Annotated in this window: 26 protein-coding genes and 1 pseudogene; 7 read left to right on the top strand and 20 right to left on the bottom strand. The window is 43.3% G+C overall.

Going from position 1 to position 25474, the window contains the following annotated elements; all coding sequences use genetic code 11:
• Positions 1-99: 99 nt before the first annotated feature.
• From MKY92_RS07915 to MKY92_RS07860, 12 genes are all read right to left on the bottom strand, one after another.
• Positions 100-954 carry a hypothetical protein gene (locus tag MKY92_RS07915; RefSeq protein ID WP_339300055.1) on the bottom strand — a complete coding sequence of 285 codons (855 nt, stop codon included), beginning with the start codon at positions 952-954 and terminating at the stop codon, positions 100-102.
• A 168-nt stretch (positions 955-1122) separates the two neighbouring features.
• Positions 1123-1977: an MBL fold metallo-hydrolase gene (locus tag MKY92_RS07910; protein ID WP_339300054.1), complete on the bottom strand. Its 855-nt coding sequence runs from the start codon at positions 1975-1977 to the stop codon at positions 1123-1125.
• 283 nt (positions 1978-2260) lie between these two features.
• Positions 2261-3298: a hypothetical protein gene (locus tag MKY92_RS07905; RefSeq protein ID WP_339300052.1), complete on the bottom strand. Its 1038-nt coding sequence runs from the start codon at positions 3296-3298 to the stop codon at positions 2261-2263.
• 142 nt (positions 3299-3440) lie between these two features.
• Complete coding sequence (locus tag MKY92_RS07900; RefSeq protein ID WP_339300051.1) at positions 3441-3824, bottom strand: hypothetical protein; 384 nt, start codon at positions 3822-3824, stop codon at positions 3441-3443.
• Positions 3825-3986: 162 nt separating this feature from the next.
• Entirely contained in the window at positions 3987-4958 is a 972-nt protein-coding gene (locus MKY92_RS07895; protein ID WP_339301737.1) for an aldo/keto reductase, read from the bottom strand.
• Between the two features lie 26 nt (positions 4959-4984).
• Positions 4985-5401, bottom strand: coding sequence for a MerR family transcriptional regulator (locus MKY92_RS07890; RefSeq protein ID WP_024628148.1), 417 nt, complete (start codon positions 5399-5401; stop codon positions 4985-4987).
• Positions 5402-5660: 259 nt separating this feature from the next.
• On the bottom strand, positions 5661-6224 hold the full coding sequence (locus MKY92_RS07885; protein WP_339300049.1) for a MepB family protein: 564 nt from the start codon (positions 6222-6224) through the stop codon (positions 5661-5663).
• A gap of 179 nt (positions 6225-6403) precedes the next feature.
• Complete coding sequence (locus tag MKY92_RS07880) at positions 6404-6877, bottom strand: NUDIX domain-containing protein (protein ID WP_339300047.1); 474 nt, start codon at positions 6875-6877, stop codon at positions 6404-6406.
• A 23-nt stretch (positions 6878-6900) separates the two neighbouring features.
• Entirely contained in the window at positions 6901-7194 is a 294-nt protein-coding gene (locus tag MKY92_RS07875) for a hypothetical protein (RefSeq protein WP_339300045.1), read from the bottom strand.
• A 120-nt stretch (positions 7195-7314) separates the two neighbouring features.
• A complete protein-coding gene (locus tag MKY92_RS07870) occupies positions 7315-8196 on the bottom strand; it encodes a DUF4085 family protein (protein WP_339300043.1) in 882 nt (293 codons plus the stop codon).
• 143 nt (positions 8197-8339) lie between these two features.
• Positions 8340-8729 carry a hypothetical protein gene (locus tag MKY92_RS07865; protein ID WP_339300041.1) on the bottom strand — a complete coding sequence of 130 codons (390 nt, stop codon included), beginning with the start codon at positions 8727-8729 and terminating at the stop codon, positions 8340-8342.
• Between the two features lie 11 nt (positions 8730-8740).
• Positions 8741-8971, bottom strand: a complete 231-nt coding sequence (locus MKY92_RS07860) for a hypothetical protein (protein WP_339300039.1) — start codon at positions 8969-8971, stop codon at positions 8741-8743.
• Positions 8972-9164: 193 nt separating this feature from the next.
• On the opposite strand from MKY92_RS07860, the pseudogene MKY92_RS07855 reads away from it, so the two are divergent.
• The 3 genes and pseudogenes from MKY92_RS07855 (at position 9165) to MKY92_RS07845 (ending at position 12285) form a co-directional block, all read left to right on the top strand.
• Positions 9165-10120, top strand: a pseudogene (locus MKY92_RS07855) (IS30 family transposase).
• A gap of 281 nt (positions 10121-10401) precedes the next feature.
• Positions 10402-11739, top strand: coding sequence for a SpoIID/LytB domain-containing protein (locus tag MKY92_RS07850; RefSeq protein WP_339300038.1), 1338 nt, complete (start codon positions 10402-10404; stop codon positions 11737-11739).
• Between the two features lie 117 nt (positions 11740-11856).
• Positions 11857-12285, top strand: coding sequence for a hypothetical protein (locus tag MKY92_RS07845; RefSeq protein WP_076209360.1), 429 nt, complete (start codon positions 11857-11859; stop codon positions 12283-12285).
• Between the two features lie 194 nt (positions 12286-12479).
• Here the strand turns inward: MKY92_RS07845 and MKY92_RS07840 are convergent, their stop codons facing one another.
• The 3 genes from MKY92_RS07840 to MKY92_RS07830 form a co-directional block, all read right to left on the bottom strand.
• The gene (locus tag MKY92_RS07840) at positions 12480-13601 is read right to left on the bottom strand and encodes a hypothetical protein (protein WP_339300035.1); all 1122 of its coding nucleotides are present in this window, start codon (positions 13599-13601) and stop codon (positions 12480-12482) included.
• Positions 13602-13679: 78 nt separating this feature from the next.
• Positions 13680-14171, bottom strand: coding sequence for an NUDIX domain-containing protein (locus tag MKY92_RS07835; protein ID WP_339300033.1), 492 nt, complete (start codon positions 14169-14171; stop codon positions 13680-13682).
• Positions 14168-14566 carry a helix-turn-helix domain-containing protein gene (locus tag MKY92_RS07830; protein WP_124113551.1) on the bottom strand — a complete coding sequence of 133 codons (399 nt, stop codon included), beginning with the start codon at positions 14564-14566 and terminating at the stop codon, positions 14168-14170. The genes MKY92_RS07835 and MKY92_RS07830 overlap by 4 nt, the downstream gene beginning before the upstream one ends.
• Before the next feature lie 247 nt (positions 14567-14813).
• On the opposite strand from MKY92_RS07830, the gene MKY92_RS07825 reads away from it, so the two are divergent.
• A complete protein-coding gene (locus MKY92_RS07825) occupies positions 14814-15401 on the top strand; it encodes an NAD(P)H oxidoreductase (protein WP_339301736.1) in 588 nt (195 codons plus the stop codon).
• A 129-nt stretch (positions 15402-15530) separates the two neighbouring features.
• Here the strand turns inward: MKY92_RS07825 and MKY92_RS07820 are convergent, their stop codons facing one another.
• From MKY92_RS07820 to MKY92_RS07800, 5 genes are all read right to left on the bottom strand, one after another.
• Entirely contained in the window at positions 15531-16172 is a 642-nt protein-coding gene (locus MKY92_RS07820) for a FusB/FusC family EF-G-binding protein (protein WP_339300030.1), read from the bottom strand.
• A 291-nt stretch (positions 16173-16463) separates the two neighbouring features.
• Complete coding sequence (locus tag MKY92_RS07815; protein WP_339300028.1) at positions 16464-17084, bottom strand: zinc dependent phospholipase C family protein; 621 nt, start codon at positions 17082-17084, stop codon at positions 16464-16466.
• Between the two features lie 93 nt (positions 17085-17177).
• The gene (locus MKY92_RS07810; protein WP_339300027.1) at positions 17178-17771 is read right to left on the bottom strand and encodes a copper amine oxidase N-terminal domain-containing protein; all 594 of its coding nucleotides are present in this window, start codon (positions 17769-17771) and stop codon (positions 17178-17180) included.
• Positions 17772-17912: 141 nt separating this feature from the next.
• Complete coding sequence (locus MKY92_RS07805) at positions 17913-18785, bottom strand: carbohydrate ABC transporter permease (protein WP_047842119.1); 873 nt, start codon at positions 18783-18785, stop codon at positions 17913-17915.
• A gap of 16 nt (positions 18786-18801) precedes the next feature.
• Positions 18802-19659, bottom strand: coding sequence for an ABC transporter permease subunit (locus tag MKY92_RS07800; protein ID WP_175623691.1), 858 nt, complete (start codon positions 19657-19659; stop codon positions 18802-18804).
• A gap of 274 nt (positions 19660-19933) precedes the next feature.
• Between MKY92_RS07800 and MKY92_RS07795 the strand changes: the two genes are divergently transcribed.
• The 3 genes from MKY92_RS07795 (at position 19934) to MKY92_RS07785 (ending at position 25380) form a co-directional block, all read left to right on the top strand.
• Positions 19934-21748, top strand: a complete 1815-nt coding sequence (locus MKY92_RS07795) for a histidine kinase (protein WP_339300026.1) — start codon at positions 19934-19936, stop codon at positions 21746-21748.
• 207 nt (positions 21749-21955) lie between these two features.
• Positions 21956-23566: a response regulator gene (locus tag MKY92_RS07790; protein WP_339300024.1), complete on the top strand. Its 1611-nt coding sequence runs from the start codon at positions 21956-21958 to the stop codon at positions 23564-23566.
• A 134-nt stretch (positions 23567-23700) separates the two neighbouring features.
• Positions 23701-25380 (top strand): ABC transporter substrate-binding protein, encoded by a 1680-nt coding sequence (locus tag MKY92_RS07785; RefSeq protein WP_100529643.1) that lies wholly within the window; start codon positions 23701-23703, stop codon positions 25378-25380.
• The last annotated feature ends 94 nt before the right edge of the window (positions 25381-25474 follow it).

Raw genomic sequence — 25474 nt, 5'->3', positions numbered from 1 at the left:
CAGGATAAAGCTCCGTAGAACGGAACTTTGCCCTGTTCTTTTAATTAGTAAGCACTTCTCTGCAAACCGTCTGTCTACCGCCAAAATTATATTTTACATTCAATATAACTTGTGCATATAACGTGCCAGCATTTGTTCCTCCACAGACAATCCAAGCGAGATAAGTCGGTTGTGGATCGCCCGAAACACATCACTATTATCGAATCCTTGTGCCTGAACATCTCGTAATAAACTAAGTAGTCCAATCTGCTCTGCACTGGAGATATAGGATTTCAGCTGTTCCTCTTGATCATACGGAATTTCCTTCTCATGCCACGGGTGAGGAACTGCTCCGGAGCAATTCACCGATGCCTCTCCCACTGAAACACCAAGACCATCTAAGGTATCTAAAATGACTTCATTTCGCCTTGTTTGCCGAACTTCTTCACTATAGGAGTATCCGTCATGGATAAGCTGAAACCCAAAACGTTGCACAGCCAAATCTCTCACCTTCTGTTGTTCTTGGTCCCACTTTTTCTTATCGAAATAGTCACTTTCGCTCGTGTTGTCCTCTTGCTCTTTCACGTAGTCCAAATATTGTTGTTTCGATTCAAATTCATTCAGCAGAAGTCTTTCATGTCCCGAGAATCCAAGGGCAAAAAAATCTCTAATATTTCTAGCCACAATCCTCGCATAACTTCCAAAAGCCATGGGATCAACCCGAACAATAGGCACTACACTCAAATCAGTAACATTGCCAAAATCAGTCAAGAAGGAGAAATGAATCCCCCCCATTCCTGTACGTGCAAACATGATTGCGTCAACTGGAGAACTCATATACCCTCCATTATCATGGGGATCAAATTGCAGAAAATAACCTGTTGGTGTCTCCAAATAAGGAACTTCCTGTTTAATCTCTTCCTCCCATGCGATGATTTCTTTCAGCAAATGGGGTATCTTGTAGGAAATTATCATTAAGCACCTCTCCTCCTATAAAAAAAAAGAAATAAATATTTACTATAGTTTACCTCATTGAGTCCATTAGCGCTTCAAATATGAGCTGCCTGTTTTACAAGAAAAACAGCTGACTATATAGCCAGCTGCCTGTCTAAACCGTTACTATAACTCCAATACAAGGACTATCTAATCTTTTTGAGCCTGCAAGATTCGATCATTAACCAATGCTTTGAGAAAAAAGAGTTCATCCCCCACAGGAACACGTCGCTGTTCTCTTTCAAACAAACTTATGGCTTCCTCCAAAGATGTATTTTTCACTGATTTACTGCAAGCGACCAGCTGTTCGAAGAATATCTTCATCTCTTCCGAATCACATATGGACTCGTGCCCTAACAAGAAGTGCTCCGCATCATATCGCTCGATATCCTGTATCATCGGGAATAACAGATCCTGCTTATAATGAAATAACGAACGAGTCGTTGTAGAATACGGACTGTCTCCGAGGAAAATTGTCTTCTCATCCGGAATATACACAATGGTTGAATCGTCCGTATGCGTACTTCGAATCTGTTCCAGCATACAGAGCTTGTTCCCCAGATCAATCCGGAGAGAATCTTTAAAGACGATACCGGGCTTATCTAGTAGAAATGATTCTCTCCTCGGGATTTCCGTCTGTATAATTTCCATGCAATGCGCACTGATCATATCGGCATCTACATACTCACGAAGTGACTGATCATCAAAGGAATAACATCTCCAGTCGTTCAAACGCTTATTGGTTAAACCATTAACGATGATCGTCGCACCGAATTCATTCATTCCCAAAAAATGATCCCAATGCGCGTGGGTAATAACCACATACTGAACAGGCGGCACATTTAAGCATCGAATCTCCTCGATAAAGTCTCTGGCATGCTGAACCGAATTTCCACCATCGATCACCAGACTATATTTTTCCCCACACACCAAGCCTAGTACCGGTCTTTCTCTATCATTATCGTTGGACATATAATATATGGAATCGCTTAATTGATTTAACATGTCAATTCTTCTCCTCTACATGGATATTTTCATATCATAGGCAGAGAAAAATCGCATGCTTATTCAAACTAATACATGGATTTTTCTCCGTTTATGGATTTACCAATGGAATCACCTCTTTCAACTGTAATAGATATTTCAACGCTATGTTATGACATAGCTCGTTCGTAAACGCTTTGCCGAGCAAGGAATTCAGTCGACGTTGGAGCGAAAAAATCGTTTGACACCTCCCAATCCTACCAAGGTGATCGGTGAACTGGAACCTTACAGGAATGCTCCTTCATTAATCTCCCCCACCACCACAAGATGAACAGCTGGATGAGCTGCAAGAAGAGTCGGAAGATGACCCTGAGGATGATCCAGATCCTCCCGAAGAACTACTACTGTCAGTACATTGATCCGCATAACAGCTGGAACTGCTCGTGCAACCACTGCTTGACGAGGAACCATAAGCTGACTTTTCCTGTGGAAGAATTTCCTGCTCCAGCCGGCCCATGTGTAGCCCATATGTCGCCTCGTTATGCATGGAGTAATACACCATGGCGCTAGCCATGACGAGAGCTACATCGCTACTTCCGGAAGATGCTGGAGATAGCTCTTCTTCACTTAGCGTTGCGGATCTACGTAGCTGATCAATCAAGTAGGCAATCACCTGAGCAGCTTCAGGATCTTCCTGCATGCGTCTGGCATGAAACAGTTCATTCACCAGTTCAGATTGATCTCCCTGTGCGATCAGCTTCTGTATATCACTGGATAATGGGTAAGTGAAAAAATCACCCCAGATTGCAGCACTGTAGGGGGTGAACTCGAATAATTGACAATACACCCAGTCAAACCATGCACGCGCTCCTGGCGTTTCGCGGCGGGTGATTGCCGGCTCATGGTGTACCGTGGAACCCATTAATTCTGCACAAAAATCAGCGTAAGATTTCGTAAACATCAGCATCTCATGCCACAAATCATCAACTTCATCACTGAACATGGGCACCTGCTTAAGTAATGAAGCCACAATGAAATATCGCTTAAGCTCTATCAATTTCCACCGATACTCCAGCGTTTTCATGTTAGGATATTCCTGTTGAATTCGGATCTTGAGTTTGTTCGCAAAATGCTTATTGTAGCTCTTCTCCAATTGAAGAATGGTTTGCTGATAGGGGACTTCTTCTCGAAGTCCAAGATTCAATGGTGCTTTTTTTCGTCTGTACGTAACTTTCGTCTGTTTTCTGCGTCTTCCTGCTGGACGGAAAATCTTGAGCTTACGTCGAACCAAATAGGCTGTTACGACTAATAAAACTGCTGCAAGGTAGTAGTAGATCGGCATAAATAAACCGCTCCTCTCCGTTGATCTTCTCTATGTAAGGGTTAAACTATCATTAGTATAAATGAGGAACGGCAGTGATTCATAGAGCCCTTTGGCATACATGCCAGGGCTCTAGTTTTGTATATCTCGTTGTTGCTCATTATTATGAAATGGCAATAATTATACTGGTTATCAACATCATCAACGTTACGGGCGCCCAGATTCTTCGTTCCCATACACTTCTCGTAATCAGATTTAATATGGTCCCCAATACCAAATACCCAACGATAAACCAAATTGCGATATCTGAGAACGAAGACCAACGAGGCCAAAGCAATCCTGCTTTACTCAGAACAATGATACCCATAAATGCCAATATTGCGATCTGAACTATGCAGGCAAAACGCATGGAGATGGGGTATTTCCCGGGAAACTTCCCACCCATGGCGTACTCTCCCCACGGCAACCCGGCAGCCAATGCAATCTGAAAGAGAATCACGATCATAATCAAGACGGTGAATACGATTGCTGACGTTAAAACGATCATGACCACACTCCAGTATTCAAAGTAACAGTAGAATCACTCCCATAGTAGGGATACCTTATTTTCCAATCGTATATCCTTCACTCTCTACAGAAATGCTAACCTGATTGTTCTCTAAATTATACAGGATATGACACTAAATCATACTTCCTTTTTTGCCTCATTTTACCCGTTAAGCTGAGTCATCATTTCTTTCATATAACGTGTTCCATGGACCTCATTTTGGGGACTTACATTTTCAATACGAGCTAATTCATCAGGTGTCAGTTCAATCGTTACAGCGTTCGCGTTTTCCTCCAAATATTTGATTCGTTTCGTTCCCGGAATCGGCAATGCGTTATTAGCCATTGTCCAAGCCAAAGCCAATTGTGCAGGCGTACAACTCTTCTCCATCGCAATCTCTTTGATTTTATCCACAACTTCTATATTTTTGGCGAAATTGTCTCCTTGGAACCTCGGCATATATCTGCGCAGATCATTAACATGCAAATCTTCGAATTTCCGAATCTCACCTGAGATAAACCCTCTGCTTAATGGACTGTATGCAATATGTGTAATATTCAGTTCTCTCGCAGTCGGCAGAATCTCGTCCTCAATATCCCGGCTCCACAGAGAATATTCGCTCTGCAACGCAGAAATCGGATGAACGGCGTGTGCCCGGCGCATAGTGGAAGCCGATGCTTCCGACAAGCCAAGGCAGCGGACTTTTCCCTCTTTAACCAAATCAGCCATCGCACCAACGGTTTCCTCAATCGGAATCTGAGGATCTACCCTGTGTTGGTAGTACAGATCAATATAGTCAGTGTCCAGCCGGCGAAGACTTGCTTCTACAGCCTTTTTCACGTAATCCGGATGACCATTCAACGTCTCATAGTTCGGGGTATACGCAAATTTGGTAGCAATAATGGCCTGATCGCGACGTCCTTTCAGCGCTTTTCCCAGTAATTCTTCATTATGTCCATTACCATATACATCAGCTGTATCTAGCAGTGTAACACCAATCTCCAACGCGTGATGAATGGTCTTCATTGATTCCTCATCATTGGTTTCCCCGTACATTCCCGGAGACATGCCCATAATTCCCAATCCCATCGAAGATACGACGATATCGCTATTTCCCAGCACTCTGTGCTTCATTTCTCCATCTCTCCATCCGTTCATAATTAGTCTTTACCGATGCTTTCCATTTGGTCTAGCAGCTTGCTTTCTGAAGGAAGCTTTCCTGTCTCTATGTCTTCATAGATGGTCAATTTGTTATTCACCGCTGCAAGTGCTTCGGCAATTTCAAGTTGGCGGCGATGTAATTCCTCTTTATATTCGTGAAGGATCGCTTTCCGTTGTGGAATCGTTGAATCACCATCCAACGCCAGACTAACCATATGTTTCAGTGTAGATACCTTCATACCCGTTGCCCGGAAACAGGACATCAGTCTCATCCAATCCAGATGTTCTTCCTCGAACATCCGATTGCCATGTTGATCCCGCCTAATGTAAGGGAGCAGTCCCTCCTTCTCGTAATAACGAATTTTATGTGCAGGACAACCCAGCCGCTCGGAAGCTTCTTTTATCGAAAAAGCCATAATGCTGACTCCTCCTTTATGTTCATTTTGGGATGCATTTGGCCGGTTCTTTTACATCCTAAGGCTTCATGTTCACATTAAGGCAAGCACAAATTTCAAAAAAATGAAATGAACAGAAGTTCACTGTTTTTAACAAATGGAGGACACAACACACGCTTTAGTAATGGGAAGTAACGATTAGAGGAGATATGCCTAAAAGATCGGTGAAAAGCTAATATTCAGAGGAGAAGAGTTTGGAGATGCTGGGCTACTGTTTCGCTTACATCAATCGTCGAGTGCCATAAAGTACTCGTGCTTGATCACAGTTCAATGGTTCGGTAAAAGGTACTTCCAGGAAGTATTCCAGCTGCCATTGCTGCGTTTTTAGAGCCTGCTTACTTGTTGGTTTATCCCAAGGCGGATATACACGTATGGCACGCTTGCCACCTTTTTCACGATCCGTTACGATATCTCGCTGTAACAATACATGCTTTGGAAACACAAACTGACCAAAGTTGCTGCCTGTGCGCGTACTAATGACATACATATCTGCTGGATCTGATACATCATATGGCTGTGACGATCCATCCCCACCCCGCTGCCACAGAGTGACAAATTGTCCAATCTTGGTTGGTGTGGTTTTGGCAACACGAAATCGAATGGAGAGAGAATGTAAGGTGAACACATACGCCCCGTATTCAGCATTTTGTGCTTCTTCATGGGGTTGTGAGCAAACAAAGCCACACTTGTCATAGATAAGTTCTTTACTGGCAATTAAATCGCCATGAAGTATATCGGAGGTCGTCCAAGCATTTGGACGATACAAACTACTTTTGTTATCCAACTTGTGATATCTCTCCTGTCTTGTGTAGCCTGAACTAAGGCATTTGCGACAGCTGTAAATACTCTGCTAGTTCAAAATTCCTGACATAGTCGCTTCCATTCCTGCCATGCCTCTAAGTACTCAGGCAAAGCATCCGGATGATGCTTGTTGCTCAGCCCAATTCAGCACAGTGGGTTGGCTTACCTTTCAAAATGCGCCCGTTCTTCTTGATTGGAGCTAAAAATATAATCTGGGTACTGGTTTGCCATGGGTGGGAGCTGATCCTCGAGGAAAAACTGCAGATCCTTCATCTCTTCATTATCGGGCGTGAGTTGCCCGAATTTGATCCTGCATTCAAATACGATAGTCAAATATTCAACCTGATGACCATTGTTGTATGTAAACCGTCTTGCTTCACCCCCGTATACTCCGATAATCTTCTCGGGTTCAACAACTAGACCTGTCTCTTCCAGTGCCTCTCTTACTATCGCTTGCGCCGGTGTCTCACCAAGTTCGATTGCTCCAGCAATCAGCCCCCAGGTTGATTCGTTATGTTTACGACCGAACAGAATTTCCCCTTGTCCATTTCGGATAATCCCAGCCACACCCGGCATAAAAATAAGCTCGTTGCCGATCTTTTCCCTGAGGTTTTTGTAATAGTCTGACATGCCCATACAGATGTCCTCCGTTTTGCTTTTTATACTTTCTCATCAATAATATGCTTGCTATCATCTCGTTGCTTATGGTGTTGCAATTTTTTAATTTCAGTTTTCAGATAGTGCACTTCTTTAATTAGTACATCCATCTTCTTCGATGTTTTGGATGAATCTATCGCATAACGTACAATTGCAGTAAAGATAAGAACGACAATTAAACTTATAATTGAGATCACTAAAGCCCAGATAAATTCCGAAATGGTGTCCAACTCCTTGCTACTATTAGGTGGGTTATCTTCAAACTCGCTATTCGGTTTAATTTTTCGATATCTCATCAGGACAAATATTTTGTATAGAAAATCAGGAAAGAAGTAACATGCAACGCCCACGACAAATACGGGAGTAGATAAATAACCACGTACTGGTGGTCCGTTCCATCTCTATTCCCTCCATATTCATCCTCTTGGTCTCTCTGGTTCTTCCTCTACGAGAATATCAGCACAACGAACAATTAGCTCAGGCATATTCTCTCCATCAAAAAGAACATGGAGCTCATATCCGTTATCGATCCGATACAGCTCTTGATACAGCCAGTAAGTGCCTACAACCCCAACGTCTTGCTTGATTATTTCGGGTGCAACCAGCGTAAGTTTGTTTATACTGGTGAAGCCCCCGCGGGTGTCAAAACGAATGAGCACTTTCTCTCCAGTCAGTAATTCCGTTACCGTACAATCATGAAATTGAACTCGGCTATGTATTTCATCCGGAATATCCTGTGCTATAATGGCTTCCCGGTATTCATCCGATACACGCTCCATCTCTCTCCTATTTTCTGCGCTCTGTTTCTTTAGCTGTAGCATAACTTCTCTCGTACAATAACCCAACGTAAACACACGGATATCCGCAATTTGTTCAACGATTTCCTGTGGCAAATTCTCTGCCTTATATCGAAAATTCCATTCCATTGATTCTTTGTACTCTTCCTTGCATTTCTTCTCATCAAACGGAGGGCGTACATCATATTCTGCAATAAGTTTCTCGATATGTGCTCTTTGTTCCGGCGGCATGTGAAATACGTTCTGATCCTCTTCCGTTATCTCTTCCCCGCTAAAAGCTTTCTCTACACGAGTCATGACCTGACCATCATGCTCCAGCATGAAACGCGGGTCCAAGTTATAAAGGTCTCGCTCCTGCTTCACATGCGCTTTTTCCTTTCTTTTATATAGCCTTAAAAATAGATTCTCATCGAACTCATACGCTCCGCTATGTACTCTTATACCAAAATGAAGATGTGTCTGCTGACACAGCTCATACCATTCTTTCGTTAAATATCTCATATGCACCTCTCCTGCTGATTTTTAGAATCTACTTTGCGATTGAAGCGTAAAGCTTTCTAGTTTGTGACGAGAATTTAGCTGCATCTGGAATATGTGTGCGTTTAAAATATGAACAATTCCTTATACTCAACAGACGAACGGGTCTACGCCAAGGTTTGAAAAAATCTGTTTTTTATTTCTTTGTCGTTTCGCGCTGCCCATTCATGCACAGCTTCTACGCCTGTAGTCTCCTGGCCTCGTTGAAAATAAAAACATAGATCCATCGGCACTAAACGTTTACCATAGAGTTTGATGCCAATCCGTCTGTAATTCACATAAATACACTCAATCTGAGATGCATCATATCTCTGATGTTTCGTAGAAATCACATGATCGCTTTCCAGCGTAATACTGGGTTTAGTGAAAAAAAACCGCCAGATCAGGAAAACGATATAAACCAGAATATAGGTCAATATAGCGATCAGGGAGTACTTCAGAATCCCATTTTTATCGTAAATACCATCCCTGAGAAGTATTGCTTCAATGACCATCATACATAGTAGGCTCAACCATGCTCTTGGATAAATCGTCTTATATGTGATGAGTTCCACCTCCTAATCATTCTCTCCATGAATCCGAAGCCACTTGGAAGGGCTTTTTTGGCAAAATGCTTTTCAACAAAATGCAAAATATCATCAATTCCGGGCAATGCCTCATTTTCTTTGGCTTCGTCAAACGTCATCCATTGGTACTCGGTATGTTCATGATTTAACCGGACAACCTGGCTTTCATCCACGTATCCTACGAATACGGGAGCGGTATAGATATACTCCCCCATGGGTGAATAATATTGTTCGAATTGATTGGCAGAATACGACGGATTGTAATATGAAGTGCGACACCTACTGGAAATAAATAAAAAAGGGCCCATGGCCGGATTCGTGTAGAATGAAAGTTCTCACACCTCATTCACACAAGGAGAATCCACCATGAGCTACACACATCTTAGCATAATCGAACGCAGCAAGCTAGAAATCCTCCACCAGCAGGGCAAAAGCTCACGAGCGATCGCAAAGGAACTGGGCAGACATCCCTCGACCATTTGTCGTGAATTAGCGCGCACAGCTTCATCCGAAGCCTACGAAGCAGAACAAGCTCAGAATGCATATCAGGAACGTCGTCACGCCTCGGTTCCTTCAGGAAATGGTCGGATACCTTGGCTACTTCGCTGGAAGTAAAACTTGCGGCCACATAGTCTCCAGAACAAATCACCGAACGTTTTCGTGCAGATGGCCTGCCTGTAGTCTCCTTCAAAACTATCTATCGCTGGATCTACGCAGGACGTCTGGTTCAAGGTACATTGCAGGTCTTACGTCACAAAGGGAAGCGTCAGAAACCCGCAGAAACTCGCGGTAAATTCGCCATTGGCAGAACCATTTCAGATCGTCCGAAAGAAGTCCACTCCCGTGAAACCTTTGGGCACTGGGAACTGGATACCGTCGTATCAGGTCGTGGGAAAAGTAAAGGTTGTGTAGCCACACTCATCGAACGTAAAACGCGTCTATATACCGCTATTCTCATGCCTGATCGTACCGCATTGTCCATGGAGATTGCGCTTGGTGTAGCCATCTCTCAGTACCCAAAAGGAGCCTTCCTCACCGCAACTGCTGACCGTGGGAAGGAGTTTGCTTGCTATACCAATCTGGAGACGCCCCATGGCCTGCACGTTTATTTTGCTGACCCGTATTCATCCTGGCAACGTGGTTCCAACGAAAATGGGAATGGGTTACTTCGAGAGTTTACCCCCAAGGGCACCAATTTTGCACAAGTGGCGGATGAATATCTCGCCCACTCCCTGAATTTAATCAATAGCAGGCCCCGAAAATGCTTGGGGTGGAGAACTGCTCACGAATCTTTCACAGAGGAACTGTCGCACCCTGTTTGACAATCCGTCTAAAATTCGAAAATATCACAAAAACATCATTGACAATATAGAGTTGAATAGGTAAAAATAGTAATTGTATCAAGATTCAATATAAGGAATATATTAGAAAAATATTCATTGATACTTCCGCTAATTACAGCCTTTAGAGAACTAAGATTTATAGAGATCTATGATCGGGAGTAGCTTGAATTCATAGGTGGTGATAAATGAAAGTTCATTTAACGCTGTATCATAGTTTATCCATTCTAATCCATTCTATATAACTAGGAGGAATAACATTCATGTTGAAAATGTTCAAATCAGTATTTGTGTCTTGTTGCATGGTATCGATTCTAACAATTCCACTTGCAAGTAACGCCTTTGCAACTGAATCGGTTGAAACCATTAGTGCATCTAACAGCATATTGCCTACCGTTGTCTCTGATTATGTCGATTCAATCAATAATAGAGATTGGAATTCATTTGTTCAAACTTATTCACCTGAACGTCAACAGTTTTATCAAGGATTCCCAAATAAAGAACAAAAAGAAAATAAAACCGGTATTCTATCTGTAGAATCTATAAGTGTATTTGAGGCTAAAAAACTTCCTTCCAATAATATACTAAAAGTAGAGCCCTATTTTGCTGACATTAGCTCAGCATATACGGATATCGGATATTACTATGTTGGTTTTAATTATACAGTCAATAAAGAAAGTGAATTCTTCTACAATGGTGTTAAATATGAGTTAATTGCAACAGGGAAACTAAATGGACAAGAATATATTATTGGTCATGAAAATGTTTATAACATTGATGAACTTGTAGCTCTTGGTTATGCATTTAATTCGGCAGCTGAGCAACAAGCAAATAACGTAGTTAAAGAACGAGAACAAGGGCATATAGTAAATTTTGAGAATAAATCTATCCAGCAAACTACTATTAAAGAAGATGCACAACATGAAGAATTAAATCAAATAGTAGAAGAAAATAGTATAGATCTAAATCAGGATTTTCCCGAAACGACTACGATTAAGAAACCTAGAGAACAATTAAATTTGGAAAAAGCTAAGAACGGAATTAACGCTCAGAGTAATTCGGGCGATATACAACCTCTAAGTGCTACTAGTACGCCATCAACATTTAAATTGTATATTACTGGTTCAGGAACAATCACCAATATCGGCTTTGACACTTACGCTAAGAATGTATTGCCAAACGAGTGGTATGGATCATGGAAATCAGAGTCACTGAAAGCTGGGGCAGTAACAATTAAGACATATGCATGGTATAACGCCACTTATCCAAGAAAACCTGCAACAGATTATGGGGCACACTTAACAGACCGCTGGCAAAATTACCAACACTATGTTCCAAATTCTGGACAAACGGCTACAAATAATGCCGTTAATGCTGTATCAGGAATCTTCATGGTCAATTCTGATGGCAAAGTTTTTGACGCTCAGTACAGAGCAGGATCAGAAGGGGATATTGGTACAGCTTGGGGTGGAGTATTAAGTCAATGGGGCACACAATATATTGCACAAAATTACCCAGAGTATAACTACTACACTATACTAAGCTATTATTACAGTTTTTCTGATAAAAGTAGTGGATACATCCAAACTGGGAACTATTAATCATTTAGTTCAGATTAAAAACGTCAAACGTAAAGTTTGGCGTTTTTTTGGAATTTTATTTAATTTTTTTCTATAATATAGATTATTCATTCAAAATTATAGAAGGAGGTGATAATAATGACAAAAAAAGCATTCTATCTGCTTCTTTTTTTCCTTCTTCTTCTCACTGCGTGCACTTCAGAAGACTCTGCGAAAAATCATGAGTCTGAGGATGTGCAAAGAAAAGAGTCTGCACCTATGATCATGAGTATTAAGACTAACTTCCCTGAAAAAGAAGGTTGGGTTGTAGTCCCTGCAAACAGTTCTGATTTAACTGTCACTGTAGAGACTACCAACGCGGAAACACTTCTTTTCTGGTCCGTTCCAACTGGGACAGAGACATGGGGAGAAAGAGAACTAATCGGATACGATACCAGTGGGAATGATGGTTGGAAAATAACTTGGAATATTGCGGGTAAGTCCTTACACAATCGTTTAGTGGTTCAAGCATTGGGAAGTGATGGAAAAACGATCACTGATGAAACGATAAATATTACGAATGAGTAAGTTTGACTTAGATAATTAATTAACGAAGATAAAATTAACAATGGATGCCCACTTTAGGTGATCGTCCATTGTTAATTATGCAGTTGTCTCTGAACCATTTAATCTTGGTAAGCAGCTTCTCCTTATTTTGCTCAAATTCATATTCAGTAATGATATTTTTTCTCTCAAATTTCTACTTGTGAGTTTGATGGACTTTAAATGATTGGTGCTAAGCCTTCTGATTGTAAAACTTCTAACTTGGCAGGTGGGATGCTTTCTTGCAAATTTCCACTCATAACATCCATCGCCTCCCATTCGACGAATACAACAAAGTTTTCCGTAAGTCGGGAGTAATCGGACCAATTCGTCGTTTCATTGAGGTCATACGCGACTTCCTTCCACAATCTCATTCCTTCCTCCCACCAATCTCCGTTGCTACGCCAATACATAATAAGAGTTCTAAGCTTCTCAATTAAATCATGATTTGTAAGTTCTTGTTGATCAATTCCAGGATGCTCTCCTGAATTCCAAATGTTGTAATAGTAATCTTCGTTTTCATCTTTCTCTTCAATTTGTTCTTCTCTTATTTCTTGCAAACCTGGATCAAAAATAGGTGAATATACCGTATCCACTTCATCGTGTAAGTAGATGGACAGAAAACAATATCTTTTGTCCGATTGATTTTCACAGAGAACATCAATAATGTCTTTCACAGCCAGAATGAGTTCCTTTTTCACCGTTTCCCGAAGTATTGAGACTTCTTCGGATGACATCGTCACGTAAATCACACCTTTGGTTCCATCTAACATTCGCAGAAGAATACCCTGCTCATCATATTCGAGATACGTTCGAAGAAGGTGAGCAAATAGAGCATTATTTTCGTATTGAGGTTGATATACTTCCACGAGTCTGTTGCCTTCATAGATATAGTCTTCATACTCTAATTTATTGAATCGAGTAAAATACTCCACTGACCGACAGATTAACCCGTCTTGTATCAAATATTCCTTGACTGAGTCCAATTCGCCATCGACATACGTTCTTGTCGTTATATGACTTTCTTCATATGTAACATACGTGTAGCCATCAATTAAATCGTCACAGGCCAAAATCCGTATTCTACCTTCATCATCAAACTCATAATAGGTATCTGTCACTTCATACGAGATATCTCCAGGAATTTCACCTTGGCGCGCATACCAGTACGGAGAAATGTCATACCGTTTACTTGTCGTATATTCTCTTCTATGTACCCGTGCTTCTGCTTCTTGTTTGTAAGATTGATACTGTTCTTGTGCATCTCGATTAAGCTTCACATAATATTCTTCGTTAATCATTTGTCTCACACCTCTTTCATTATTATGCCTCTAAACTTCTGAATTTCTCTAAAAACCTTCATATCTTCTGATCTCGAATTACATCTTCCCATCAATCCGCAGCCATTTCGACGGAGACTTCTTGGCAAAATGCTTTTCAACAAAATGCAAAATATCATCAATTCCGGGCAATGCCGCATTTTCTTTGGCTTCGCCAAACGTCATCCATTGGTACTCGGTATGTTCATGATTTAACCGGACAAGCTGGCTCTCATCCACATATGCTACGAATACGGGAGCGGTATAGATGTAATCCTCCATGGGTGAGTAATATTGTTCGAATTGATTGGCAGAATACAACCGGACTTCCGTAATACCTGTTTCCTCGTGAACTTCTCTGAGTGCTGCTTCCCATGCCTTCTCGCCCTTCTCTATCCCGCCGCCAACATAACACCACTCATTATGCAACATCCGACCAGCCCGCTTTAGCATCAGTACACGGTATTGATCCAAGCTCTTCTTCAACAGAACTACAGCCACGCCTTCGCAACGAAAGGGCACTGCCTGTTTCGCGTGCTCCGCACCATTCATCTTCCCGACCCCTTCTCTTCGGAATCAAAGTCCTCCAACACTTTAAACTTATCCCCGTGGATTTTGTCCAGATGATCTTCTCCCCAATAACACAAATGGTCCAGGGCAGGCTTAAGTCCCCAGCCGTAGTCCGTTAACTCATACTCCACTTTGGGTGGAACCTCCGAATATACCTTGCGCTGTACAATCTCGTCCTTTTCGAGTCCTCTGAGCTGTGTTGTCAGCATCTTCTGCGTAATGTCCGGTATCAATCGTCGAAGCTCTGACGTGCGTTTCCGTCCAGTCATTAAGTGATAAATAATCAATGGCTTCCACTTCCCACCCATCACTTCCAAAGCCGCTTCCACGCCTACTTTATATTTCTTTGGAGCACTTGTTTCTCCATGTTCCGTCATTTTTGAACCCCTCCATAATCAGGCTATATCCTAGGTGGAAACATAATCTTCTTGCTTCTCTTTTTCCATTTATTCAAGCCCATTTCGTGGCCGCCATTTAGGGTACTTCAATGTTCCTATGGCACTTTATTCTTCTTATAGAACATCAAAGTGCGTACTTCCAGATGTTTTCATACCTGTTTATAATAGCATCAGCCATTGAATTATGGCTACAAGACTGCAATCCAGAAAGGTAGTGAAAGTTAATATGAACGTACTCGTTGTAGTATCCCACCCGCGTAAAGATTCCTTGACCTTCCAGGTAGCTGAACGTTTTGCAAAAGGGCTTACCGAGGCTGGTCACGGTTATGAAATATTGGATTTGCATGGAATTGGATTCGACCCGATTCTTCGTGAGATGGATGAACCCGACTATACTCAAGAAAATCAAGTGTTCTCACCTGAGGTTGAAACCGAGATGAAGCGATTGAAGAAACACGATGCTGTGGCTTTTGTGTTTCCTCTCTGGTGGTGGCATCTGCCAGCCATGTTGAAAGGTTATGTGGATCGTGTCATGAACAACGGATTTGCCTACGGCGCGAACAAGCTCCCTCATCAGCAGATATTGTGGATCTCTCTTTCGGGTGTGACGGAAGAACAGATGCAAAAGCGCAACCATGGTCAATCGATCGCCAACCTGCTCAATGTGGGTATTGCCGATTACTGCGGCGTGTCCCAATCCAGGGTTGAGTTTTTATATGAAACGTTGGAATCCAAGCCTGAGCATTATGAGGCACTGCTGAACCATGCACATCACTTGGGACTGAACTATGCCAACGATATTCCGACTCCATGATGGTATGAGAAAAAAGGTATGATCCGAATATGAATTCTGAAGTTTTGTGGTACGTTCAATGGCGAATCACTACGCTTGAACACGGCAAAAAGGTCGCTCCGAAGAGCGACCCTGCCTGTGTGTCTTGCATTATTTTACTGTCGAGAGAAGAAACTTCTCCAACATACTAGTATCGGTGATGCTATGGTTGCAAGCTGTGTTATCCATGCATACGTACTGGGCCACGGAAGAAATGTTGTCCGGCGTATAACTCTTGGTCTTCACGTTGAAGAATCCGAGCTCCTGATGGCGATGACAGAACATGCAATACCCTTTCTTGTTCGTGGCTGTAAGCCGTCCCTCAATTCCGAGGAATCTGCCTTCGTGCGGATACACGATGAACAAGCGATCGGTAGCAATGTCGGTCCATCTCAGATAAGTTGTACGTGCGTAATCGATGGATTCCAGATCCGGCACTTTGAGCTTCTTTACCTTGGGAAACAGCTTCTGAATCTGCTTCGCGGTTACTTGCGGAAATGGAATCAGATATGCTTCCAGCTGGTTCAGATAGGTCTGCAACTCATGTGTCGTCTCATACGTGGATAACTGCTCCAGCAGTTGCTTTTGTTCCGGCGTCAGATCATTGAAGATGCCAACGGCATTCGTGCTGACGGTATAACGGACCGTATCCAATACTTTGGGGTCCACGACCGAGCGCAGAGTTTTGAGCAGGAAATCAGCTTGTTTTTGAATATAATTGAACTGATGATTATGAATAAATGGTGTTTGCATGGCTTTCAGCCCCTTATTTTTATTAGGAAAATAAAGTAAGGTGCAAAGCCTGCGGGTTGAACCATGATGTTGATGTTGATTTCAGGGCATACGATCTCATTTTGTCGCGCCCTACACAAAGTCCGCCCCTATTCAGGCTTTGCGTAAGGCTTTCTAGCGAACGAGCAATCCGGCATCATCCCTATTGCCACGTCATAACCCCCAATACGATAGATATACCGGAATTATAACAGGATTGGGAGTGTATGGGCAACGGGCTTCGTTCTGATCTCCACTTTTCAGAAATATAGCCTACAAATTATACTTTATCTTTACATACCTCATATTCAATAATCCCATATCGACTGATGTCTCTAAGTATCCAACGATCTGGTTAAACGTAAAAACATTAAGATCTTCATTCAATATTGCGTTATCATATTCCATATCACCCCATACATATGGAACGAATTTTTCAACATCTTTTGATTTAACCTCATCTAATTCAGATAATGTAGGAATGTAATTCAGCGACCTTCTTAATTCATCTGTGTATCCATAATGCTCTAATAACTTCCCATTCAATATTCTGAAATCATTATGATACAGTTTATATAATCCAGCGTCTGCATCCATTCTGTTTTTTAACCAAGGCAGATTGAAACCTTTCAACCAAATATCATCAGCAATCAAATGTGTAAAATAACCAAGTACATATAAGTCTTCTGCTTGCGATCTATATTTATGTATAAAGCCTTTGTAGTCAACGTTCCTTGAAAAATCTTGTACTTCACCAGCAAAGAAATGTGACGAATCTTTTGATGAAACAGCATCCGGAGCGATACTTCCAAGTAAAAAAGGCGTCTTATCTTTGATTGATAGGCTATCAGCAATTCTATTTGCAATTACCAGATGCATTATTCTTGAACCCATATACCCTCCTACCCTTCAACGAATATTTGAGATCGAGCCTGGATGTTTCCAGTTTAACGAAATCGCTTCAAAACCTGTTGTTCTGCATAAAAATCATGGCAAGTTATTTTTCGCAGTTATTCGAACCATGTTCTTGCTGTTATTGGATTCCCATTGAACCTCCTTACCATATGCTTCACTAATTGCTCTTAACGGCAAATAAACTCTTCCATCTACCATTAGTACTTTACTCTTTAGTTCAATTTGCTTGTCGAACTCGGTAAAAGAGCTTTCCCCCACCTTAAAGGTTAACCTTGGCTTTGGATAATCATCTTTGTCGACATATGCAAATATTACACTTTTGGCTTCGTTATCCCACCATATCCCTTTACCAGGCACATCGAAATCTAGTACATTCGTAATATAGGCTGGCGAAACGAGTATGTGGCCGTCAGAGATGATATAATCATTTGCCTCTACTAATTGAAATGTTTCCAAGTTAACCATAACTTCAATTGATTTCTTGGGAGCTTCAGCGCCTGCTTGAGTCTTTAGTTCTTTTTCATTAAGTAATATATTAATATATTGATCTTTTTCGGTGCGCTTGTGGCTGTAAAAGTCATGAATACGCTCAAAAACGTCAAAGCAAGGGTAACAACCATAATCTTCTTCACTTTGTCCACATCCTCCTATTGGTAAATGACTCATGCTCTTAATCAACTCTCATAGTACCATTTTATTCAATTAAAGGTAATATACTTCTATTCCATAACCAAAAAGAAGCCACCTCCCTGGCCTTCCCCAGTTCAGTGACTCCATTTTACAACCCTATTCATCCCCTACATTCAACTACTCCTTCACAGCCCCAACCACGATCCCGGTAACAAAATAACGTTGCAGGAACGGATACACGAGCAGGATCGGAAGTGCACTGATAAAGATCTGCGAGGCCCGAATGGTCCGTTGGGACAGGTTCTTCACCGCTTCTGGATCAAGCTTCGACATGTCGGCCTGCACGATGATCGTCTGCATGAAAGTCGCGAGTGGCAGCTTCTCCGCATCACGGATGTAGATGATTCCGTCGAAATATGCGTTCCAATGTCCAACCATCATGAAGAGCGAAACCGTTGCAATAACGGGTACGGAGACAGGCAGATAGATTTTGATAAACGTCTGCAAGTGACCTGCGCCATCGATAAATGCAGCTTCTTCCAGATCCTTCGGAACGGTACGGAAGAAATTGAGCAATAGAATGATGTTGAACACTGCAACCAATCCTGGCAGGATCAAGGCCAGCAATGTGTTCATCAGTCCCAGCTTCAGAATCAGGATATATCCCGGAATGAGGCCACCGCTGAACAGCATCGTGATGACAAAATACCACAGATAGATGTTACGTGCGCGGAACACCCGCGTCTCTTTGGAGAGCGCATAGGCTGCAAGCGTATTAACAATTAACGCAAGTCCAGTACCGAGTACCGTCCGCTCCACAGATACCCATAAGGAGGAGAGGAAGTTTGTATTGGCAAATGTCTTCGCATACGCCTCCAGTGTAAATCCAATCGGCCAGAACGTGACGAGACCAGCATTTGCAGGCGCAGATGCGCTAAGTGATACCATGAGCAAGTGATACAAAGGCAGCAAGCAGAGCAGTGAAAGGATGGTCAGGAACACATTGTTGAATATGCTGAATATGCGGTAAGGCATCGTTTTATGATACATTCGTTTGTCATCCTTTCTAGAAAATTCGATATCCGGCGAATCGGTAAGCCAGTCGGTACGAGATCACAATCAGGATCAGGCTGATGACCGATTTGAACAGATTCACAGCGGTAGCGAAACTGAACTGCCCACTAAGCAGACCTTCTCTATACACAAACGTATCGATAATATCACCTTGTTGATAAATTAACGGACTATATAAGTTAAAGATTTGGTCAAAGTTGGCGTTAAGCACATTCCCCAGTGCCAAGGTTGCAATGACGATCCCAATCGGAATAAGTGCCGGGATGGTAATATACATCGTTTGCTTCCAGCGTCCTGCTCCATCCACTTCAGCCGCTTCATAAAGTGCAGGGTTAATGCCGGACAGTGCCGCGAGGAAGATGATTGTGTTGAATCCAAACTCTTTCCAGACATCACTCGCAATAATCGTGAACCGGAACCAGCTGCCATCCCCCAGGAAGAAGATCGGCTTGATACCGAATACCGAAACCAGGAACTGATTGACAATACCCGTCTGGGCCAGAATGTCGATCAGAATACCTGACAACGTAACCCAGGACAGAAAGTGTGGAAGATACACGAGCGTTTGAATCGTTCTTTTCAGCGCCATCTTCCGTACCTCGTTAAGCAATAAGGCAAAGATAAACGGAATGATTAGATTCATGACAATCTTCGTACAGGCAAAAAATAGCGTGTTCCATGTAATTTGCAGAAAGTAATCATTTTCCCACATGTACCTGAAGTGCTTCAGTCCTACCCATTCGGAATTGAAAAATCCCAGTGCAGGTTTATAATCCTGAAATGCCATCAAAATCCCGGACATCGGAATGTATGAAAATATAAAGACCATAATGGCCGCCGGCAACACCATGAAGTGCAGAATCCATGGCTGTTTATAGCGTTTTTTTCTCTTTTTTTCCAGCTTGTTCCCAACGTTTGCCTGCGGGACCCGCTTACCCTCCAATTTAGCCTCCATAGCACTGCTCCTGTTCCCAAAAAAAGTTTTTGTGTGTGATGGGGTTCTCTGATATAAATAGTATCAAGCCATTCTGAGGTCTGCTATATAACATTGTTAGGCTTGATAGTGTTTTGTTAGGGCCATCCTAGAAGAAGTTGTTTACACACGAATTAGAAGGAGACTTTTTATGTATATATGGAAGCGCTTAATGCCTTTTCAAAATAAAACCAGATCCCGATTCAGTCTATTCGCCAAAATAAACCTGTTAATTGTGGTCTTATTCATCCCCATTCTGATCATGTACACCTACTCGAATAACGTCACCTATGATGTCGTCAGCAAAGAACTGCAGATCTCCAACACCAAACAGCTCACGTTTCTGTCCAGTCAGATCGACTCCCGAATCAATCAGATGATGGATTTCAGCCTAATTCTCTCCCGAGACCCCAATGTCAGAGCATTCAACGGCCTTAACATGTGGGATGATCGATATGACCGGATGCAGACCCGTTATGTGATACAAGAGAAGATGACGCTGCAAACCGGCGTTACGGATATATGGCCCACCCGATATGCAGTGCATTCACAGCAGAATAAGGATGTCATCGCCAACTACAATCGAACCACAGGATATGATGAAGCGTATTTGAAAAAAAATATGAGCGGACAATGGACCTATGGGGACCAGAGTGCAGATTCACAGGATGAGATGAAATCCTTCTATTGGTTCTTTACGGACTCCCTTGCCCAACCAGGAATGCTCACTGGAAGCAATCTGGTGATTGAAGCCAGCTTCAGCTACGAGAACATTCAAAATATGCTGGATACGTATAAAGCGGGCGGACAAGGCGATCCTTTCTTGTATCACAAAGGAAATTCCCCCATTCTCAATCGCAGCGCGGACAAGCAGTTGTCCGCAGAACTCATTCAGTATCTGGATACGCACTCTCCCGAAGATACCACGCAGGATGTCGTGGAGCTGAACGGGAAAAACTATCTAGTCAGCTCCGTGAAGTCCACTTATCTGGATTGGCACCTGGTGGACGTGATTCCGCTGTATCAGATTTTGAAACCCATCTCGCTGAGTCAGAATCTGTTCTACACCTGTATGATTTTGCTGCTGGTTGTGGGTATCTCTGCGTCAATCCTGCTGTACCGGAATGTTCAATATCCGATCAAAAAGCTGATCAAAGGCTTACGCCGCGTAGAGCAAGGGGATTATTCTGTCCGACTGCATAGCAAAAACCAGAATGAGTTCTCATTCCTGTTCCGTCGATTCAACGATATGTCCCATCAGATTCAGGATCTGATCGAAAATGTATTCCATGAGAAAATTAGAGCCAGGGAAGCTACGCTGAAGCAATTACAAGCGCAGATCAATCCGCATTTCCTATATAATTGTCTTGGTTATATCATCAACATGGCTCAGATGAAGGACGAACAAGCTGTGGTCTCCATGGCGCATAACCTTAGTGCCTACTACCGCTATACCACCCGTATGGAAAAAGAGACATCTTCGCTTCAGGAAGAGATCAAGCTGCTCATCAACTATCTGGATATCCAGAAGCTGCGCAATGGTCGAATTGAGTATCATATTGATATCCCTGAGGATATGCTTGGCCAGTCGGTGCCACGATTAATGCTTCAGCCGATGGTCGAGAATTCCGTCATTCATGGCGTGGCGAAGTCCTATTCATCCGGGGAAATTCGAATTACCGGGGAGCGCTTGAATGGTTTTGGCAGAATATACATCGACGACGATGGTCCTGGCCTCAGCCCAGAACAGTACGAAGCGCTGAACTTGAAGATGCAAGAACCTTTACAAGAAGAAATGGGCTGCGGCCTTTGGAATACGCACCAACGAATCACACACCTGTTCGGCAGTCACTCCTACCTCCTATTCGGCCCATCCCCACTTGGCGGATTCCGAACCGAAATCATCTGGGAGATACCAAAAGAGGATACAGATTCCGATAAAGGTAATACCGATAATATACGTTGACTATTTGATTTTGAACGAACCATTTACACGTGAACGCAGAGGACAGAAAAAACCTGAAGAAGCAAAGCGTTCGCCTTTATCCCCAGATTTTCACCTTTATAAAAGTGAATCAGAAAATCTGGGGGTAACAGCGATCGGAAGGTTATTCTGTCATCGAAGTGGCAAGTGTAAATATGCCTTAGTTCAACCACCAAGGGAGACATTATAATGCAAATGATGATCGTAGACGATGAAGCACACTGGGTCGATAACCTGTCCATGACCAAACCCTGGCATACGCTCGGGATTGAACATGTGCATAAAGCATACTCGGCACACGAAGCACTTCAAATGATTGACACCCACCCCATCGATATCGTGATCTCAGACATTCAGATGCCTGAAATGACAGGTATTGAACTGATCGAACGCATCCGCATCCGGGACAAAAAAATTAAATGTATCCTGTTATCCGGGTATTCCGAATTCGATTACGCCAAAAAAGCCATCCAGTTCGAGGCTGTAGACTATCTGCTCAAGCCGCCGACAGATGATGAATTAATGGGGGCCGTTCAGAAGGCCATCGATCAATTGAACAACGAATGGGAACTTGTCAGTTCACTGACACGAACGCAGTTTACGTTGCGAGAGAATCTCCCCCATTTGCGGGGACGACTGCTCCTGGGGGCGTTGCAGGGACAACGAATCGCGGCTGCGGAATGGGATCGGAAGATCGCTAATTACAATCTCCCCTTTCATACCGGTGATGCCGCGTTAATGTTGGTTCGTTTGGAAGAAGAATTCGGACACTATGACAGCAATGATCAGACCCTGATCGAATATGCCATCATCAATATGGCGGAAGAGATTATGGGTGAGTTTATGGAAGTGTGGGGCGTGAAGGAGGAGCACGGATATTTGGTGTTTTTACTTCAGTTGAAAGAACGGAAAGGCGATATTGGCAAAGAAATCATTCTGGAGAAGCTATCGATACAGCTTCAATCCAAAGTAAAACAATTTCTGAAAGGCTCCCTCTCCATCGTTATCACTGAGTGGTTCACCTTTCCGAATCAGCTTTACGATCGTTTCCGTCAGGCCTCAGCATACTTCCGGCAGATCGTTGGAGACGAACGCGAATTTGTCATGCGTGTCAGCGATGTCGAGACACCTGCGGCACAAGGTCCCTTGGATGTCCTTTACACCCCGCCCACCTTTATTAGTTTGCTAGAGAGCGGACAATGGGATGCTGCCGAAGAGAAAATCCTCGCAGTCTGCGCAGAGCTGGATGAGAAATGGTCGGAATCATGGGAGCATTGCATGGAGGCTGGTTTTCTCATTACAGCATCGTTCACCAACATTGCTCACCGGAACAAGCTGACTCTGACCACTTTAATGGGAAATGATGTCGAGGATTTGCAAAGTGGGGAAGTTTTCGCTACCATCAGCAAACTTCGGAAATGGTCGCTCAGTGTGCTTGGCAAGCTCAAGGAAGGCACGTCCAACGAGATCAAGGACATCCGTTCCGATTATGTGAAGAAGATTCAGGATTTTACAGATAAGAACCTGCATCTGGATGTATCTTTGCGTGTACTCGCCGACCATGTTAATCTGCACCCGACCCATTTGTCCAAAATCTATAAGATCGAAACGGGCGAAGGCATCAGTGATTATATCTCGCGCCTGCGCATGGATCGGGCCTGCCACAAGCTGGTGACGACCACCAAAAAAGTGTATGAAATCAGCATGGAGATTGGTTATATGGACCCGGCTTATTTTATCAAAGTGTTCAAGCGTCAATTCGGCGTCACGCCGCAGGAATACAGAGACCAGCATAAATAACATGACTGAAAACCGATCTTTTGGAACATTCACTAATAGAGTCCTATCGAAACTAACAAACTCATATAGATGCCCTCCCGCCCAAATTGGTACAGTTACATTGTAAAGATCATACACCGTAGGGGGATTGAACAATGATCAAATTCAAAACATGGTGGTCACTGCTCATGGTTATCGCGCTCATCACGATCACTGCGTGCGGCAGTGGCGAGACAGCCAGTGACAATGGTACCGATAATACGCCGGGAACTGTCGGCTCAGCGGAAGCAGAAGCTGCTTTTGCCAAAGGAAAATATGACCCACCCATCGAGTTCAGTTCGGTATTGATGCCGAAGAAATACGTTCAAGGGGATACCAAAGAAAATAACGTGCACGATCGCTGGATGCTCGAAACGCTGGGTATGAAACATAAAGATACCTGGTATCCAGCCAATGACGATCAATACAGACAAAAGCTGCAACTGGCAATCGCCTCTGGCGAGAAACTGCCTGATTTCGTTACCGTACCTACCAATGCGGTACTGACGAATCAGCTGATCGACTCCGGTCAATTCATCGCCATCGATGAGTTGTTCGACAAGTACGCGAGTCAGACCCTGAAAGATCACGCCGCAGCACATCCTGAACTGTGGTATCCGTTCACCAAGGACGGCAAGAAATACAATATGCCGATCATGGAGTACACCGATAATGACGATACGCTGCTTTGGCTCCGCGAGGACTGGATGGAGAAGCTGAACCTGGAAGCTCCGAAAACCATCGCAGACCTTGAGAACATCATGGACAAATTCAAGAACGAGAACCCGGACGGTCTGTCTCCAGACAAAGTATTCCCGTTGGCGATCTCGCTGAAAAATAACACCAACACCTGGATGGGTCAGCTCGACTGGTTGTTCGGTGCATACGGTACAATCGAGGAGCAATGGAACAAAGACGCGAACGGCAATCTTGAGTACGGCTCCGTTAACCCGGGTGCCAAACAAGCCCTAGCCAAGCTGGCTGAATGGATGGATAAAGGTTATATCCACGCTGACTCCGCTCTGTGGGACGAAGGCAAATCCGCTGAAAGCTGGACAGCTGGCAAAGCGGGCATTCTGCCTGGTGCAAACTGGGTACCAGACTGGCCTGCACCTGACCTGCTGAAGAACGTACCTGGCTCTAAGTATAAAGCTTACCCTGTTCCAGCTGGCCCAGACGGCAAGATCGGTACGAAGTGGCAGAACTCTGGTGTCAACGCAAGTATCATGATCAACAAGGATGCGAAGCACCCGGAAGCCATCTTCCTGTACTATAACTACTTGCTCGATAACCTGGCTAACCCGAAAGCGGGCAGTGAGTATGAATACGGCTTCGCCAAAGGTTACGACTGGGATATCATTGACGGACAACCGACCAGTGACAAAGAGAAGATCAAAGACTTCTCCAACGAATTCCCATTCCTGACCGGACCGGCACGTATCCCGGATCTGTACATGAAAACACTCGTGAAGCTGGCCAACGGCGAGAAGCCTGAAACACCGTACGAGAAACAAATGGCCGAATTCCGTAAACCGGAAAACTGGTATGCAGGTAAAGTCGTTATGTCCCAGATCGACGTCCGTAAACAAAACTATTTCACTGGCGCTGCAACACCAACCATGGTATCCAAATGGAACCTGCTCCGCCAGTCCGAGATGGAAACCTTCAACAAAATCATCTACGGCAATTTGCCAATTGATGCCTTTGACCAATTCGTCGCCAACTGGAAATCCAATGGCGGAGATCAGATCACGCAAGAAGTGAATGATTGGTTTAAATCGGTAAGTGCGAAGTAAGAGTTAGATTTTGGAAAAGTAGAGATTTTAAAAACAGCTGAAGCGATAGTTACACGCTTCGGCTGTTTTTTTAGGTAGAGATTGAGGTCGCTTC

It is taken from the genome of Paenibacillus sp. FSL R5-0623, assembly GCF_037974265.1.
Classification (GTDB): domain Bacteria; phylum Bacillota; class Bacilli; order Paenibacillales; family Paenibacillaceae; genus Paenibacillus.
Note: the sequence above shows the minus strand (reverse complement) of the source record. Positions and strands in the feature narration are given on the sequence as shown.